The following is a 15,486-nucleotide window of genomic DNA, read 5'->3' on the forward strand; positions in this document are numbered from 1 at the left end:
TTGGGCTGATGTTTAAGACCATCTTTGAGTGGTTCAAGCGATCGGGCAATGTCAGGACAGAAACCATTGCTGACAATTCGTTAGTTGATGCGCGTCACGTCAGCGTGGAATTGGAGTGCCGGATAGGGTTCGAAACCCGCGTACCCAATCCATTGGACACTGATTTTGACCTTGTTGACTTGTTCGAGCGGTCAAGCGGAATTCAATTGCAAGGAACCCGACACCTGCACAGTTGGTCGCAAAACGATGAGCAAGACCACGGGACCAGTTTGGGGGTGTGGGTATCTGCAACACGGCAGGAATTGGTATTCAATGTCGGATTCGGGTCGTCAGCATGGTTTCACAATAATGTTGCGACGTCAGAATTTGACATATCGACCTTCTTGTCGTTGCCTGACCATTTAATTGACCAGAGCAGTGTTGAATTTGATCTCACCGTTTGGTGTATGAATTAAAATTGCCAGCTCCAGAAACATTGCCAGCTCCAGAAACATTGCCAGCTCCAGAAACATTGCCAGCCCCAGAAACGACGAAAGGCCACCCGAAGGTGACCTTTAACGTTTTCCACCGGGGTATGGTGGGACCAAATTGGAGCGGGCGAGGCGATTCGAACGCCCGACCCTAACCTTGGCAAGGTTATGCTCTACCCCTGAGCTACGCCCGCTTCCTTTGGTGAGGCAGCATCTATAATTGGATGCTGCAGGCCGCAAGAGGTAATTTCACACTATTTGAAAAAAACGCAAAAAATCTGAAAAATCGCAAATTATTTGCAGGTGCAGCGACGGAAAATCTGAGGTCCCGCGTTTTACACGCATGAAACAACGTGACCTGACCCTTGCTATCCCTGCTGCCATGATTGCGACCGCTCTTGTTGTGCTGGTTTTGTGCACAGCGACCCCGCAATCGGCGTCTCAGTCGGTGACGAATGACGGGGACGTGCGGCCACAGGTGTTGGTGGATGTGGCGCGCGCCGAGATGATTGACGGCAGTGTTTGCATCGATCTTGCCCTGACCAGTCTAAAACCTGACCTGACGTTGCAGGATGTGCGGATTGCCGGGGCGGATACAAAAACCTTTGCCCCACAGACGCTGGGGTTTGCCCAAGACGGTGTGGCGCAAGTGGTTGCAAAATTCTTTAAGAAAGTGCCCCGGATTTTTACGGCGGTCCTTGATTTTGGCGTGCACGGACAAGAACCCATTCTGATCACCCCACTTTTTGACGCTGGTGAAATGCAGCAAAAATAAAATCCACCAAGGAGCATCGCAATGCCCATCATTTCAAACTTGAAAATCACAGCCTTGGTTATTGGCATTGTCGTCGCGGGCGTGGTCCAAAGCGATGCACGCTCGCAAATTCGCAAACACAAGGCGACGGAAGCCGAGGGGCTCAGCTTGATCGAAGCGGATCGCACAATCGAGGGCAGCAAAATTGCGGTGCGTGATGACGGCATATCACTGAGCATTCAATCCAACGGGCTGCCGACACATACTGTTGGCAAATTTCCGAACCGCGACAATCCATACACCATTTCGGCGCAGTCTTATGCGTTTAGCGTTTCCAAGGCCCCGACGCTGAACAAGCCCGAACCCGTGTTGCGTGATGAGGCCTTTGGCGTGGCGTTAAACGGGGTGCCGTTTGATCCCGAGGCCGCTGAGTTCTGGCAGGGGGACCCGCGATCAGGGTGGGTCTACAATGCGCTGGGCGGTGCTGTTTCGCTGGGGCTGGATGCAAATTTTGCGCATGTGCAGCCTTCGGGTGCGTATCATTACCTCGGTTTGCCGATCGGATTGATGGAGCAGTTGGGCTGGCGGCCTGATGCGGCGTCGCCTTTGATTGGCTTTGCCTCGGACGGGTTCCCGATCTACGCGCTGACCGCTGATGTTGGCGGGACTGTTATCCGCATGACCTCGTCTTATCAGCTGAAATCAGGCGAGCGGCCGGGCGGGGATGAACCGTCTGGGCCCTATGACGGGGCGTTTCAGCAGGATTTTGAATTTGTCGCAGGGTCGGGCACGCTGGATGAGTGCAACGGGGTCATGATCAAAACCGCAGATTATCCCACAGGCACCTACGCCTATTTTTTAACCGACGATTATCCCGTCATCCCGCGCTGTTTGCGCGGGGCCGCTGGATCGGGGTTTTCCAAATACTGACCTGTGATCAAAACAGGCTGTGCGCGATCAACCCAAGCGAGCCAAAGACCAGCATCAACAGCGTCAGCGCCATGCCACCCACCCGCAGGGGCATGATCTGGGGGTGGCGCGAAAACCCGTAGGCGTGCATCGCGCGACCGGCCAGCAGCATCAAACCCAAGATGTGCACAGCAATACCCGGCGCGCCTTGTAGTTCCACTAGCAGCATCAGGATCAAGCCGATGGGGGAGTATTCGGCGCAGTTGCCCTGTGCACGCATACGCGCCAGCAGCGCCTTGTCACCGTAATCGCCAACCGACAGCCGGTTCGCACGCCGATAACGTATAACGCGCACCGTCAGCGCCAGAAAGATCAGAGTGATAAGGCCTGCATAAAGCGGCGTAATGGCGAGGGGCATGTCTCAAATCCAACGTTAGGGCATTTGCATTGCCTGCACTGTCAAACAATCAACGGCATATGGAAACCCCAATAAAAAACGGCAGCCCCAGGGAGGAGGGACTGCCGTCTAAGTGTCATCTGCGCGGTTAAGGGAGGAGAAACCCCGCGATGATCCTGTTTGCCTTCTTTGGTGAAGGCTAAAAAGCCGCGGTGGTATCTAGGGAGGAGACGATACCACCGCGCGTTACAGACGGTCTAGGGAGGAGACGACCGTCCGATCCTTGTTTTAGGCTGCCGTGTGCTGTTGTCCGGCTTCCCATGCGATGCGGCGCAGTTCGCTGCGGGCCAGACCCAAGTCGGTCAGATCGCGGTTGCTGAGGGCGGTCAGTTCATCCAGCGTCTTGCGGTACACGCGGCGCTGGGCGCGGCGCAGGGCCGCTGCTTCCAACATGTGACCGGCAGAAGCCATCATCCGTTCGATGAAAGAACCGTTTGTGTGTGTGTCATTAAAATATGTCATCGTCTTGCTCGTCTTTCTTGACTGCGTCTTCGTTCGTGTTGATAGAAACATAACGGTATGCTGCGCGTGCACAATAGATTGTTCGGCAATGCTGCTATGCAGCATTTGCATGGCAAAGGTCCTTGAAAATCATTTGACCCGACCAAAGGCGATTTTGTGATCGCGGTGGCGGGGCCTTGTCCTTTGGTGGAAAAAAGCCAATTAGGGGACAACACCAAAAGGAGCACCGCGATGTCTGTCACCAAAGAGTCCATCCTAGAGGCATTGGCCCGCGTTGCCCTGCCAAACGGGGAAACCCTGGTCAGCCGCGATATGATCCGCGCGATCAACATCCAAGGCGACGCGGTCAATTTTGTGATCGAAGCGCCCACACCCGAAATCGCCGCCCAGATGGAACCTGCGCGCAAAGCCGCCGAAGCCGTCGTGCTGGAATTGGATGACGTGTCCAAAGTTACGGTGGCCCTGACCGCACATGGGCCTGCCGCCGCCAAAGCCCCACCGCCCAGTTTGAAAATCGGCGGCCACCCGAAACCACAAGAGGGGCCAACCAAGCCGTCCGGTGTACAGCGCATTCTGGCGATCGGCTCTGGCAAAGGCGGAGTGGGGAAATCGACTGTGTCCTCGAACCTTGCGGTGGCCTTGGCCAAACAGGGGCGCAAAGTTGGCCTGCTGGATGCAGATATTTACGGCCCGTCACAGCCGCGCATGATGGGCGTGAACAAACGCCCTGCGTCGCCCGATGGCAAAACCATCATTCCGCTGCACGCCCACGGTGTGACGCTGATGTCGATCGGCTTTATGATGGAAGAGGGTAAGGCCGTCGTTTGGCGTGGCCCGATGTTGATGGGCGCACTGCAACAGATGCTGGGGCAAGTGGAATGGGGCGAACTTGACGTGCTGCTGGTTGATCTGCCGCCGGGCACTGGCGATGTGCAACTGACGCTGTGCACGAAATCCGAACTGACTGGCGCGATTGTAGTGTCGACCCCCCAAGACGTCGCCCTGATCGATGCGCGCAAGGCGCTCGACATGTTCGCGACGCTAAAAACCCCGGTCTTAGGCTTGATCGAAAATATGTCGATGTTCGTGTGCCCCGATTGCGGGTCGTCACACGAAATATTCGGGGCAGGCGGCGTCGCTGCCGAAGCCGAAAAAATGGGCGTGCCGCTGTTGGGCAATCTGCCGATAGACCTGGACACACGGCTGGCCGGCGACGGCGGCACACCGATTGCAGCGGGTGAGGGGCCAATGGCGCAGGCCTACGCCCAGATCGCCAAGGGGCTGATCGAGGGTGGCATGGCGTAAAGCCAACCCAAACCGTCGTCGTTATTAATAAAGAGGCACCGTGATCGTATCACGCGTGCCTTTTTTGTATTTACGGGATCTCGTGGGATACGGCATGGGAAAGCGTGGGATCAATCTGTCGTTGGGCGCGGGAATTCCGAATCAATTGCTCGAAATCGCAGTATTTTTGGGAACCCAGCTGACAATTTTGGGGATTGAAGAGTGTCCTGTGTGAGAACATAAAAAGAACATTCAATCTGCTCTGAAATTAATTGCGATTAGTTGGGAAACCATGGGCCATACTTTCATCGCGCCGTGAGGCACAATATGTAGTGACATCTTTCCGTCGAATAACAATTTAGGCGAATTTTCCCCCAAATCGAACCACCCCAGCATGTTGTGAACGGGCGTTAATGGCTGTCCAGCGTGCCAATTTCCCATAAATAACAGTTGTCACCCACGTATTCCCATCGTATCCCTTGTTCATCGGATGAGAACGAGACCAAGGGGCACCAAACGACCCCGAACTTATAAAAGACTCTAGCAGGTTTCATACAGGCACCTCGCTTTCATCAGACCAAGAGATCCGGCGCGCGAGCGAGCAGACATCCCCCCAGGTGGCGCGCGCAGCTGGACTTCCCACTCAAGTGGGACATGGCGGCGAGTTGATCAGTGGCAGCAGATCAACTCGCCGTTTCTAATTTTCCCGACACAATTTATCGGGCCCGACACGAAACACATCCGCGCGACGGCGCATAGGCATCAGCCCGCAACGGGCAAATCAGGGACGGACCAGTGGCAAGACGGTTCAGAGGCGAAAGCCAACACAAAGTCGACACGAAGGGGCGGGTTTCAATCCCGGCCTCTTTTCGTCGTGTGTTGGAAGCCTCTGATTCCAATTGGAAGTCTGGCGAGGCCCCTGAATTGGTGATCGTCTATGGGGACCACCGCCGCAACTACCTTGAGTGCTACACGATGGAAGCCATCGACGAGGTGGACGCCAAGATCGACGCGTTGCCGCGTGGGTCGATGCAGCGCAAAATGTTGCAACGCCTGTTTCATGGCCAATCCTTCCCGACGGCGGTCGATGAAACCGGCCGACTGGTCTTGCCGGCAAAATTGCGCAACAAAATTGATCTGTCCGGCGAGGCGTTCTTTATCGCTGCTGGTGATACGTTCCAGATTTGGAAGCCCGAGACGTACGAGGCCGAAGAGGCCGCAAAAACCGAAGAGTGGCTGGATGATTTGCCCGAGGATTTTGATCCGATGGCGTTCCTAGACGGCGATGCTCAGCCCCAAACGGAAGGATAAAGTGATGGCTGCTGCCGCTGCCACAGTGTCCGACAAACCCCACGTTCCTGTTTTACTGCGCCCGCTGTTGGCCGCCGTTGCCCCTGTTTCAGGGCGCTGGCTGGACGGCACATTCGGGGCCGGCGGGTACACGCGCGGCCTGCTCGAGGCCGGTGCCGATCACGTCATGGGCGTGGACCGCGACCCGCTCGCGTTCGAAATGGCGGCCCCTTGGGTCAGCGATTTTGGCGACAAAATCACCCTGCAACAGGGCGTGTTTTCGAAAATGGACGAATACGCACAGGATTTGGACGGCATCGTTCTGGATCTCGGCGTGTCGTCAATGCAGCTGGATTTGGCCGAACGCGGATTTTCGTTCATGCGCGACGGTCCGCTGGACATGCGCATGTCGCAAGACGGGCCTTCTGCCGCAGACGTGGTGAACAACGCAGACGAGGCGGCCATCGCCAACATCCTGTTTCAATACGGTGAAGAACGCGCCAGCCGCCGCATCGCCAAAGCCATCGTGACCGAGCGTACAATGGAACCGATCACCACAACCTTGCGTCTGGCTGGGATCATCGAGGGGTGCTTGCCCCGCTCCAAACCAGGTCAATCGCACCCCGCGACGCGCAGTTTCCAAGCGCTGCGCATTGAGGTGAACAATGAATACGGCGAGCTGTACGAGGGGCTGATGGCCGCGGAGCGCGCGCTGAAACCCGGCGGGCAACTGGCCGTGGTGACGTTTCATTCGGTCGAGGATCGCATGGTCAAACGGTTCCTCACGGCGCGGTCAGGCAAGGCAGGTAACGCCAACCGCTACGCGCCGATGACCAACGCAGAGCCGATCCAGTTTACGGTCAAGTCTCGCAAGGCGATTGGCCCTGATGATCAGGAATTGGCGGAAAATCCACGCTCGCGCAGTGCAAAACTGCGGGTGGCCACCAGAACCGACGCGCCTTCGGGCGAGATCGCGTCAAAGACCATTGGCATGCCGATGGCGAACAGAACGAAGTAGGGTAACATGCGGACGGTATTGTATATTTTGACGGTTTTGGCGGTGGTTGCGCTGGCGTTTTGGGCGTACCGCGAAAACTATGCGACCCAGCAAACCCTGAACGACGCGGACAATTTGCGCCGCGATATTCGCGCCGCACATTCGCGCTTGGCCGTTTTGAACGCCGAATGGGCCTATCTGAACCGACCCGATCGTTTGCGCGACCTTGCCGACATCAACTTTGACCGGTTGGGCTTGTTGCCTCTGGCCCCCGAACAATTCGGGCTGATCGACCAGATCGCCTATCCGTCCGAACCTGAATTGCCGATCCTGAACCCCGTCGATGTGTTCAGCGACGAACAAGCCGGAGACAGACCATGATCCGCACGCCGCTGCGCCCGTTGGCCCGCATTCTGGACGCTCGTGAAAAGGGTGAAAACCCCGACGCTATTGAAAAGGAAAACAAACGCCTGCGCCACGAAGACATGCAAGCCCGTTCGCGCAACCGCGCCGAGGGGCGTCTTTTGGTTTTGGGCCTGTTCTTTTTCTGCGCTTTTGCCGTTGTTGGCGGACGTATGGGGATGCTTGCGACCTCTGATCCGGTCGAGCCACGCTCGGCTGCCGTGGGCAGTGCGATCAGTGCAGCCCGCGCCGACATTGTGGATCGTCACGGCAATTTGCTGGCGACAAACTTTGAAACCCACGCGCTGTATGCGCAACCAAAACAGATGATTGATCCTGTGGGGGCGGCAGAAAAGCTGGTCAAAATCTTTCCCGATCTCGATGGCGCGCGTCTGGTCAAGGATTTCACCGGTACGCGTAAGTTTCTGTGGATAAAAAAGAAAATCAGCCCGGAACAGATGCAAGCCGTGCATGAAATCGGCGACCCTGGTTTGCTGTTTGGCCCACGCGACATGCGCCTGTATCCCAACGGAAAACTGGCCGCGCACGTCATGGGTGGCGCGTCCTTCGGCAAAGAGGGCGTGAGCGCTGCCGAAGTGATCGGCGTCGCGGGCGTCGAGAAATACTTTGACGATTATCTGCGTGATCCGGCCAACGGCAACACGCCGCTGCAATTGTCACTGGACCTCACGGTTCAGGCCGCAGCCGAGCGTGTCTTGCAAGGTGGCATGAATTTGATGAACGCCAAAGGGGCCACATCCATTTTGATGGACGTGCACACCGGCGAAGTGATCAGTGTCGTGTCCTTGCCCAGCTTTGACCCCAACAACCGTCCGCGCCCGATCACCGAAGGCGACCGCGGCGATGATCCGTTGTTCAACCGCTCGGTTCAGGGGGTGTACGAACTGGGCTCTGTGTTCAAGATTTTCACTGCCGCACAGGCGGTCGACATCGGCATTGTCAGCCCGTCGACGATGATCGACACCAAAGGCCCGATGAAAGTCGGCGGCTTTAAGATCGGTGAATTCCGCAACAAAAACTACGGCACGCTGAGTGTCACAGACATCATCATGAAGTCGTCAAACCGTGGCACCGGTCGTTTGGTTTTGAAAATCGGCATCAAAAAGCAAAAGGAATTCCTTGATGCGATGGGTTTCTTCAAAGCGACGCCTTTCGAGATTGTCGAGGCAGCCCAAGGCAAACCATTGTTGCCCAAACGCTGGACAGACCTAAGCGCTGTCACCATCTCGTATGGTCACGGATTGTCTACGTCACCCATGCATTTGGCGGCCGGTTACGCGGCGATTGCCAACGGCGGTCGCGTGGTCAATCCGACCATTCTGAAACAAGGCGGCCCATCCTATGGCCCCCGCGTCATGAGCGAAAGTTCAGCCCGTGCAGCCCGTGGCATGTTGCGCAAAGTTGTGGCCAAAGGCACTGCCAGCTTTGGCGAAGTGCCGGGCTATGCGGTGGGCGGCAAAACCGGCACGGCAGACAAACCCAAGCCCACAGGCGGGTATTACGACAAAAAAGTCATCGCGACATTCGCCAGCATTTTCCCTTCGCACGACCCGAAATACGTGTTGATTGTAACGCTGGACGAGCCGGTCGAAACCTCGGGTGACAAACCGCGCCGCACCGCCGGTTGGACAGCCGTGCCTGTGGCCGCAGAAATGATCCGCCGTGTGGCGCCGTTGTTGGGGATGCGACCAACCGTTGAACCCGCAACTTTGGCTGATATAACCCTGACCAGCAGTAACTAAGCCGCAAAGGCAGGCACGATGGGCACTAAGGTCACGAAAACATTAAGCGATTTGGGCTTGGTGGCGACATCTGGCGCGAATCCCGACATTTCATCCTTGATTGTAGACAGCCGGCAGCTGGCCAAAGGCTGCCTGTTCGCGGCGATGCCCGGTGTCAAAATTCACGGTGCGACGTTTGTGCAAGAGGCGCTGGATCAAGGCGCCGTGGCCGTATTGACGGACGCAAAAGGCGCGCAGATTGCAGGCGACGCGATCAAGGCTGCCGGGGCTGCGATGGTCATTTCACAAACCCCGCGCGAAGCCTTGGCCCGCGCCGCTGCCCTGTGGTTCGGTGCGCAACCCAAAACGATGATCGCGGTCACGGGCACCAACGGCAAAACGTCCGTGTCGACTTTTGTGCGCCAGATCTGGACAGAACTGGAATTCGCGGCTGTGAACCTCGGCACGACGGGGGTTGAAGGTGCATGGCGCGCACCGCTGGCCCACACCACGCCAGAGCCGATCACGCTGCATCGGACGTTGGCTGCGGCTGCGGACAACGGGATCACGCACGCAGCGATGGAGGCGTCTAGCCACGGATTGGATCAACGCCGCCTCGAGGGGGTGACGCTGAAGGCCGCTGGTTTCACCAACTTCACCCAAGATCACCTTGATTATCACGAGACGTTCGAGGCTTATTTTGCCGCAAAAGCGCGGCTGTTCATTGACGTGCTCAGCCCCGATGGCATCGCAGTGATCAACATCGATGATCCCAAGGGCGAAGAAATGGCCAGACTGGCCGCAGCACACGGCCACGACATTTTGCGGGTCGGGCGCTCTGACACCGCTGATATCCGTCTTAGCGCGCAACGCTACGACGCGACGGGGCAGGATCTGCGGTTTGAATTTGACGGCAAAGCCTATCAAACACGGTTGAACCTGCTGGGCGGGTTTCAGGCCGACAATGTGATGTTGGCGGCAGGACTGGTGATCGCATGCGGCGCTGACCCGAGCCAAGTGTTTGACACGCTTGAACATTTGACGACTGTACGCGGCCGGATGGAATTGGCCGCCACCCGCGACAATGGCGCGGCGGTGTTTGTTGACTACGCCCACACGCCGGACGCGGTAAAAACCGCACTTGCCGCGATGCGCCCGCATGTGATGGGCCGTTTGGTGGCGATCGTGGGGGCGGGTGGCGATCGCGACGTGACCAAACGCCCATTGATGGGGCAGGCGGCGGCAGACAATGCAGACGTCGTGTTTGTGACCGACGACAACCCGCGATCCGAAGACCCCGCAACAATTCGCGCTGCGGTCATGGCGGGCTGCCCGGGGGCGAGCGAAGTCGGGGACCGCGCCGAAGCGATCTTGCGCGCGATTGATAGTCTGGGCGCAGGTGATGCGCTGCTGATCGCGGGCAAAGGCCATGAAACGGGGCAGGTCGTCGGCGATGATATTTTGCCCTTTGACGATGTGGAGCAGGCAAGCGTGGCTGTGGCCGCATTAGAAGGACGATTGGCATGAACACCCTTTGGACAGCAGCCGAGGCCGTCTCTGCAACAAGTGGGCGCACCACTTCTGATTGGGTCGCAAACGGAGTGTCCATCGATACGCGCACGATCCAAGCGGGCGATCTGTTTGTGGCTTTGCAAGCCGAACGGGACGGCCATGATTTTGTCGCGCAAGCGTTGGAAAAAGGGGCAAGTGCGGCGCTGGTATCGCGCATCCCTGACGGGCTGGACGAAAGCGTGCCCTTGCTGATCGTCGATGATGTTCTCAGCGCGCTTGAAGCCTTGGGGGCTGCCGCACGTGCACGCACAAACGCCCGAGTGGTTGCTGTGACTGGCAGTGTCGGCAAGACCTCGACCAAGGAAATGTTGCGCGCGATGTTGTCGGATCAAGGGCGCACGCATGCCTCTGTTGCCAGCTACAACAACCACTGGGGCGTGCCGTTAACCTTGGCGCGGATGCCCAGCGACACCGAATATGCCGTTATCGAAATCGGCATGAACCACCCCGGCGAAATCGCCCCGCTGTCGAAATTAACCCGCCCGCATGTGGCGATGATCACGACCGTTGCCGCGGCGCATCTGGAGGCGTTTGAGAATGTCGAAGGGATCGCCGTCGAAAAGGCTTCGATCATTGACGGTCTGGAATACGCTGGCACGGCGATCCTGAACAACGACGTAGACACGGCGGCGATTTTGCAAGCCAAGGCGCATGATGCCAAGCGGCGCGATGTTGGCTTTGGCGAACACGGGTTTGATTACGTTCTGAAAGACATCCAGATCATTGGGGACACGACAATTGTGCAGGCTGAAGCGTTCGAGCAGCCGTTGCTGTTCAAGATTGCCACGGCGGGGCGGCATTTTGCGATGAACGGCTTGGGCGCTTTGGCGGCGTGCGAGGCATTGGGCGCTGACCTTGCGTTGGCGGCTGCATCGTTGGGCCGGTGGTCACCGTTCGAGGGGCGTGGCGCGCGCGAAACTATCACTTTGGATCCTGTTGAAACCCACCTGACGCTTGAGCTGATCGACGACAGTTACAACGCCAACCCCACGTCTATGGCCGCCTCGATCGAAGTGCTGGCCGCGGCCCAAACCACTGATAACACAGGGCGTGTCAGCAAGGGGCGGCGCATTGCCTACCTTGGTGATATGAAAGAACTGGGACCGGACGAAATCATGCTGCACGCAGGCTTGGCGCATTTCGAGCACACCAAAACCATCGATGTCATTCACTGTGTTGGCCCCCTGATGCGCGCGATGTTTGACGCACTGCCAGAGCCACAAAAAGGCCGTTGGCACGCGACCAGCGCTGAAATGGTGCAAGGGTTGCGCAATGATCTGGACGCGGGCGACGTGGTTCTGGCCAAAGGATCTTTGTCGATGAAATTGGGCCTTGTCGTTGACGCGATCCGCAAAATGGGCCATCCCCAAGATGCAGATACTTAACACCAGATAATGAGTAAGGGAGAGCGCGATGCTCTATTGGTTGTCGGAATACGACGCGTTTAACCTGTTTCGCTACATCACTGTGCGTGCAGGCGGGGCGTTTCTGACAGCGCTTTTCTTTGGCTTTATCTTTGGCCAACCCTTGATCAACGTGTTGCGACGCCGCCAAGGCAAAGGCCAACCGATCCGCGATGATGGCCCTGAAGGTCATTTTGCCAAAGCCGGCACGCCCACCATGGGTGGATTGCTGATTGTTGGGGCACTGTTGACCTCCACCTTGCTGTGGGCGCGTCTGGACAACCCGTTTATCTGGATCATTTTGTTCGTGACCGTGTCGTTTGCAGCCATCGGCTTTGCCGATGATTATGCCAAAGTATCCAAACAAACGACGGCTGGGGTGTCGGGCAAAATCCGCCTGCTTTTGGGGTTCGCAATTGCCGGCATTGCGGCCTATTTCGCGGCTGCGGCCCATCCCGAAGATTTGCAAAATCAACTGGCTTTGCCAGTGTTCAAAGACGTTCTGATCAATCTTGGCGTACTCTACATCCCGTTCTCGATGATTGTGATTGTCGGGGCGGCCAATGCGGTCAACCTGACTGATGGTCTGGACGGTTTGGCGATTATGCCGGTGATGATTGCCGCCTCGACGCTCGGCATCATTGCGTACGCCGTTGGACGCGTGGATTTCACCGAATATCTTGACGTGCACTACGTGCCGGGCACCGGTGAAATTCTGGTGTTTACCGCTGGCATTGCAGGCGGCGGCCTTGGCTTTTTGTGGTATAATGCCCCCCCTGCGGCCGTGTTCATGGGCGATACCGGATCGCTGGCTTTGGGCGGCGCTTTGGGCGCGATTGCCGTGTCGACCAAACATGAATTGGTGCTGGGCATCGTCGGCGGGTTGTTCGTAGTCGAGGCCCTGTCGGTGATCATCCAAGTCCTCTATTTCAAAAAGACCGGCAAGCGAGTGTTCCTGATGGCACCGATCCATCACCACTACGAGAAAAAAGGCTGGGCCGAGCCGCAGATCGTGATCCGGTTCTGGATCATCTCGCTGATCTTGGCGCTGATCGGTTTGGCGACGCTGAAAGTCCGGTAGGGCGCTGTCGATGTCTGAACATTCCAACACGCGGAGCAGCGGATGATTACGGTTCAAGGATTGAGCGGCGCGCGGATTGCAGTTTTGGGGCTGGGGCGCTCTGGCTTGTCGGCGGCGCTGGCGCTGCGCGAAGGCGGTGCCATTCCGGTTTGCTGGGATGACAACGACGCCGCGCGGGTTGCAGCCGAGGCCGAAGGGCTCGTGTGCAGTGACCTTAAAAAACACGGCGCGTTTGATGATATCGCGCGCCTGATCGTATCACCCGGTATTGCGCACATGTATCCGGTGCCCAACCCCGTGGTCGCGGCGGCGTTAAAGGCAGGCGTGGCTGTCGACAACGACATCGGCCTGTTCTTTCAGTCCTTTGCCACGCCTGAATGGAACAACTTCGAAACCATCCCCCAAGTGATCGCTGTGACCGGTTCGAACGGAAAATCGACGACCTCGGCACTGATCCACCACATTTTGACCCACGCTCAACGCCCCTGCCAACTGGCCGGAAACATCGGGCGCGGGGTGTTGGACATTGATCCGGCCATTGACGGCGAAGTGGTCGTGCTGGAGCTGTCGAGTTACCAAACCGAGCTGGCGCGCAGCCTCACGCCGGACGTCGCCGTGTTCACCAATCTGTCGCCGGATCATTTGGATCGCCATGCCGGAATGGGCGGATATTTCGCCGCCAAACGCCGCCTGTTCGCTGAGGGCGGACCAGACCGCGCCGTGATCGGTGTGGACGAAATCGAAGGCCAGTTCCTCGCAGGGCAACTGAGCGAAGGCGCTGCCGATGACCGCGTAATCCGCGTGTCAGTCGAGGAAAAACTGACCGGTCCCGGCTGGCAAGTTTTTGCGCGCAAGGGGTTCCTAAGCGAATACCGCAAAGGGCGCCAAGCAGGCTCGATCGATTTGCGCGAGATCGCGGGCTTGCCCGGTGCGCACAACCACCAAAACGCCTGCGCGGCCTACGCTGCGTGCCGCGCGTTGGGCATCGCGCCCAAAGTGATCGAGGTGGCCTTTCACAGCTTTGGTGGCTTGCCGCATCGCAGTCAAACCATCGCCGAGGCCAACGGCGTGCGCTACGTCAACGACAGCAAGGCGACCAACGTGGACAGTGCCGCCAAAGCCTTGCAGGCGTTCAAAAATATCCGCTGGATTTGCGGTGGCTTGCAAAAAGAAGGCGGGCTTGAACCGTTGAACGCTGTCGCGGGTGAGGTCAAAAAAGCCTACGTGATCGGGCGCGAAGCCGCGCAATTTGCGATGCAGCTGACGTGTGAGACGCAAGTGTGCACCACGATGGAATCAGCTGTCGCGGCCGCCATGGGCGACGCGACGGACGGCGATGTCGTCTTGCTGGCACCGGCCGCTGCCAGTTTTGATCAATACGACAGCTTTGAGCGGCGCGGCGAGGATTTTGAAGCCGAGGTTAAGGCGGGTTTGTAACTGCTCCGCGGCGCTGTTAGCCGTTCAGGTGGCGTGCTGTCGCCATCGCGGATGACCACGCCCACTGGAAGTTGTATCCGCCCAGCCAACCCGTGACATCCACCGCTTCGCCGATGAAAAACAGCCCGTTTTGCGCTTTGCATTCCATGGTTTTGGACGACAGCGCGTCTGTGTCGACACCGCCGAGCGTGACCTCGGCGGTGCGGTAACCTTCGGTGCCGCCGGGGGTCAGCGTCCAGTTTTGCAAATGCGTGATGATCTCGCCGAGGCGCGCATCAGATTGATCGGCGAGGTTGCCAGATAAATCGAGGTCTTTTGCTACAAAATCGATCAACCGAGAGGGCAGGTGGCGTGCCATTTCGGTCGTCAGGTTCTTGCGCCCTTGCGATTGGCGCTGGGTGCGCAGTTTTTCAAACAACGTGTTCTCGGGGTCGATGTTCAGCGTCACGGTTTGCCCCTCAACCCAATAGCTCGAGGCTTGGAGGATCGCAGGACCGGACAGGCCACGATGAGTGAACAAGATCGCCTCGTCGAAGGCGGTGTTTTGCGCGGTGACGCGGGCCGGCGTGGCCACACCCGCGAGGGGGACAAAGCGGTCTTCGGGAAAGGTGAACGGTACAAGTGCTGCGCGCGTGTCGGTCAGCGAAATGCCAAATTGGCGTGCAATATCATAGGCAAAGCCGGTCGCGCCCATCTTGGGGATGGATTTGCCACCGGTGGCGATCACAACATTGGTGGTCTCGATTTGGGCCTGACCGTTCGGGCCGGTCAAGGTTGCTTTGTATCCAGCGTCAGTTTTTTCCAAGCCGTGCACGGCCGTTTGCAAATGCACTTGCACGCCTGCTTTTTCCATCAGATCACGCAGCATTGCGACGATTTGCTTGGCGGACACATCGCAAAACAGCTGGCCCAAAGTTTTTTCGTGCCAGGCGATGTCGTAGCTGTCGATTAGATCAACAAAATCCCACTGGGTGTACCGCGCCAGCGCAGATTTTGCGAAATGCGGATTTTGGGACAGGAACGCATGCGGCGCGCAGTGCATATTGGTGAAGTTGCATCGACCGCCGCCGCTGATCCGGATTTTTTCGCCTGCGGATTTGGCGTGATCCACGATCAACACGCGCCCGCCGACGTGCGCGGCGCACATCATTCCTGCGGCTCCGGCCCCTATGATTAACGTATCAAATTGCATGGGCTTCGCTTGCCTGAGGGATGCCGCGCCGTCA

General features: G+C 57.8%; 15 protein-coding genes and 1 tRNA gene. 12 read left to right on the forward strand and 4 right to left on the reverse strand.

Features of this window, described 5'->3' with window-relative positions; translation table 11 throughout:
- Positions 1-8 precede the first annotated feature (8 nt).
- The gene (locus tag ACFIO0_RS05035; protein ID WP_390914187.1) at positions 9-455 is read left to right on the forward strand and encodes a hypothetical protein; all 447 of its coding nucleotides are present in this window, start codon (positions 9-11) and stop codon (positions 453-455) included.
- Positions 456-589: 134 nt separating this feature from the next.
- Here the strand turns inward: ACFIO0_RS05035 and ACFIO0_RS05040 are convergent.
- Positions 590-664, reverse strand: a tRNA-Gly gene (locus tag ACFIO0_RS05040).
- 149 nt (positions 665-813) lie between these two features.
- Here ACFIO0_RS05040 and ACFIO0_RS05045 point away from each other — a divergent pair.
- Both ACFIO0_RS05045 and ACFIO0_RS05050 read left to right on the forward strand, forming a co-directional pair.
- Entirely contained in the window at positions 814-1,245 is a 432-nt protein-coding gene (locus ACFIO0_RS05045) for a hypothetical protein (RefSeq protein ID WP_390914188.1), read from the forward strand.
- A gap of 21 nt (positions 1,246-1,266) precedes the next feature.
- Entirely contained in the window at positions 1,267-2,154 is an 888-nt protein-coding gene (locus ACFIO0_RS05050; protein WP_390914190.1) for a YHYH protein, read from the forward strand.
- A 7-nt stretch (positions 2,155-2,161) separates the two neighbouring features.
- On the opposite strand, the gene ACFIO0_RS05055 is transcribed toward ACFIO0_RS05050, so the two are convergent.
- Both ACFIO0_RS05055 and ACFIO0_RS05060 read right to left on the reverse strand, forming a co-directional pair.
- Positions 2,162-2,551 (reverse strand): MAPEG family protein, encoded by a 390-nt coding sequence (locus ACFIO0_RS05055; protein ID WP_390914192.1) that lies wholly within the window; start codon positions 2,549-2,551, stop codon positions 2,162-2,164.
- A gap of 267 nt (positions 2,552-2,818) precedes the next feature.
- Entirely contained in the window at positions 2,819-3,052 is a 234-nt protein-coding gene (locus ACFIO0_RS05060; RefSeq protein ID WP_390914194.1) for a DUF1127 domain-containing protein, read from the reverse strand.
- A gap of 231 nt (positions 3,053-3,283) precedes the next feature.
- On the opposite strand from ACFIO0_RS05060, the gene ACFIO0_RS05065 reads away from it, so the two are divergent.
- The 9 genes from ACFIO0_RS05065 (at position 3,284) to murD (ending at position 14,260) form a co-directional block, all read left to right on the forward strand.
- Positions 3,284-4,357 carry a P-loop NTPase gene (locus ACFIO0_RS05065; protein ID WP_390914196.1) on the forward strand — a complete coding sequence of 358 codons (1,074 nt, stop codon included), beginning with the start codon at positions 3,284-3,286 and terminating at the stop codon, positions 4,355-4,357.
- A 774-nt stretch (positions 4,358-5,131) separates the two neighbouring features.
- On the forward strand, positions 5,132-5,647 hold the full coding sequence (mraZ, locus tag ACFIO0_RS05070; RefSeq protein WP_390914198.1) for a division/cell wall cluster transcriptional repressor MraZ: 516 nt from the start codon (positions 5,132-5,134) through the stop codon (positions 5,645-5,647).
- A gap of 4 nt (positions 5,648-5,651) precedes the next feature.
- Positions 5,652-6,644, forward strand: coding sequence for a 16S rRNA (cytosine(1402)-N(4))-methyltransferase RsmH (rsmH, locus tag ACFIO0_RS05075; RefSeq protein ID WP_390914199.1), 993 nt, complete (start codon positions 5,652-5,654; stop codon positions 6,642-6,644).
- A 6-nt stretch (positions 6,645-6,650) separates the two neighbouring features.
- Positions 6,651-7,004, forward strand: a complete 354-nt coding sequence (locus tag ACFIO0_RS05080; RefSeq protein WP_390914201.1) for a cell division protein FtsL — start codon at positions 6,651-6,653, stop codon at positions 7,002-7,004.
- The gene (locus ACFIO0_RS05085) at positions 7,001-8,788 is read left to right on the forward strand and encodes a penicillin-binding transpeptidase domain-containing protein (RefSeq protein WP_390914203.1); all 1,788 of its coding nucleotides are present in this window, start codon (positions 7,001-7,003) and stop codon (positions 8,786-8,788) included. Before ACFIO0_RS05080 ends, ACFIO0_RS05085 begins: the two co-directional genes overlap by 4 nt.
- 18 nt (positions 8,789-8,806) lie before the next feature.
- Entirely contained in the window at positions 8,807-10,294 is a 1,488-nt protein-coding gene (locus ACFIO0_RS05090; protein WP_390914205.1) for a UDP-N-acetylmuramoyl-L-alanyl-D-glutamate--2,6-diaminopimelate ligase, read from the forward strand.
- Positions 10,291-11,724 carry a UDP-N-acetylmuramoyl-tripeptide--D-alanyl-D-alanine ligase gene (murF, locus tag ACFIO0_RS05095; RefSeq protein ID WP_390914207.1) on the forward strand — a complete coding sequence of 478 codons (1,434 nt, stop codon included), beginning with the start codon at positions 10,291-10,293 and terminating at the stop codon, positions 11,722-11,724. Before ACFIO0_RS05090 ends, murF begins: the two co-directional genes overlap by 4 nt.
- A gap of 28 nt (positions 11,725-11,752) precedes the next feature.
- Complete coding sequence (gene mraY, locus ACFIO0_RS05100) at positions 11,753-12,823, forward strand: phospho-N-acetylmuramoyl-pentapeptide-transferase (protein WP_390914208.1); 1,071 nt, start codon at positions 11,753-11,755, stop codon at positions 12,821-12,823.
- 42 nt (positions 12,824-12,865) lie between these two features.
- A complete protein-coding gene (murD, locus tag ACFIO0_RS05105; RefSeq protein ID WP_390914210.1) occupies positions 12,866-14,260 on the forward strand; it encodes a UDP-N-acetylmuramoyl-L-alanine--D-glutamate ligase in 1,395 nt (464 codons plus the stop codon).
- 16 nt (positions 14,261-14,276) lie between these two features.
- On the opposite strand, the gene ACFIO0_RS05110 is transcribed toward murD, so the two are convergent.
- Entirely contained in the window at positions 14,277-15,452 is a 1,176-nt protein-coding gene (locus ACFIO0_RS05110; RefSeq protein WP_390914212.1) for an aminoacetone oxidase family FAD-binding enzyme, read from the reverse strand.
- Positions 15,453-15,486: the final 34 nt, after the last annotated feature.

Origin of the sequence: Pseudosulfitobacter sp. SM2401, assembly GCF_042932805.1 — a bacterium.
GTDB lineage: Bacteria > Pseudomonadota > Alphaproteobacteria > Rhodobacterales > Rhodobacteraceae > Ascidiaceihabitans.

Excerpts from the sequence above, each read along its gene's own strand:
- mraY (WP_390914208.1), top strand. The coding sequence starts at position 11,753 with ATGCTCTATTGGTTGTCGGAATACGACGCGTTTAACCTGTTTCGCTAC.
- ACFIO0_RS05060 (WP_390914194.1), bottom strand. The coding sequence starts at position 3,052 with ATGACATATTTTAATGACACACACACAAACGGTTCTTTCATCGAACGG.
- ACFIO0_RS05085 (WP_390914203.1), top strand. The coding sequence starts at position 7,001 with ATGATCCGCACGCCGCTGCGCCCGTTGGCCCGCATTCTGGACGCTCGT.
- ACFIO0_RS05110 (WP_390914212.1), bottom strand. The coding sequence starts at position 15,452 with ATGCAATTTGATACGTTAATCATAGGGGCCGGAGCCGCAGGAATGATG.
- ACFIO0_RS05080 (WP_390914201.1), top strand. The coding sequence starts at position 6,651 with ATGCGGACGGTATTGTATATTTTGACGGTTTTGGCGGTGGTTGCGCTG.
- rsmH (WP_390914199.1), top strand. The coding sequence starts at position 5,652 with ATGGCTGCTGCCGCTGCCACAGTGTCCGACAAACCCCACGTTCCTGTT.
- murF (WP_390914207.1), top strand. The coding sequence starts at position 10,291 with ATGAACACCCTTTGGACAGCAGCCGAGGCCGTCTCTGCAACAAGTGGG.
- murD (WP_390914210.1), top strand. The coding sequence starts at position 12,866 with ATGATTACGGTTCAAGGATTGAGCGGCGCGCGGATTGCAGTTTTGGGG.
- ACFIO0_RS05045 (WP_390914188.1), top strand. The coding sequence starts at position 814 with ATGAAACAACGTGACCTGACCCTTGCTATCCCTGCTGCCATGATTGCG.
- ACFIO0_RS05055 (WP_390914192.1), bottom strand. The coding sequence starts at position 2,551 with ATGCCCCTCGCCATTACGCCGCTTTATGCAGGCCTTATCACTCTGATC.
- ACFIO0_RS05090 (WP_390914205.1), top strand. The coding sequence starts at position 8,807 with ATGGGCACTAAGGTCACGAAAACATTAAGCGATTTGGGCTTGGTGGCG.
- ACFIO0_RS05035 (WP_390914187.1), top strand. The coding sequence starts at position 9 with ATGTTTAAGACCATCTTTGAGTGGTTCAAGCGATCGGGCAATGTCAGG.
- ACFIO0_RS05050 (WP_390914190.1), top strand. The coding sequence starts at position 1,267 with ATGCCCATCATTTCAAACTTGAAAATCACAGCCTTGGTTATTGGCATT.
- ACFIO0_RS05065 (WP_390914196.1), top strand. The coding sequence starts at position 3,284 with ATGTCTGTCACCAAAGAGTCCATCCTAGAGGCATTGGCCCGCGTTGCC.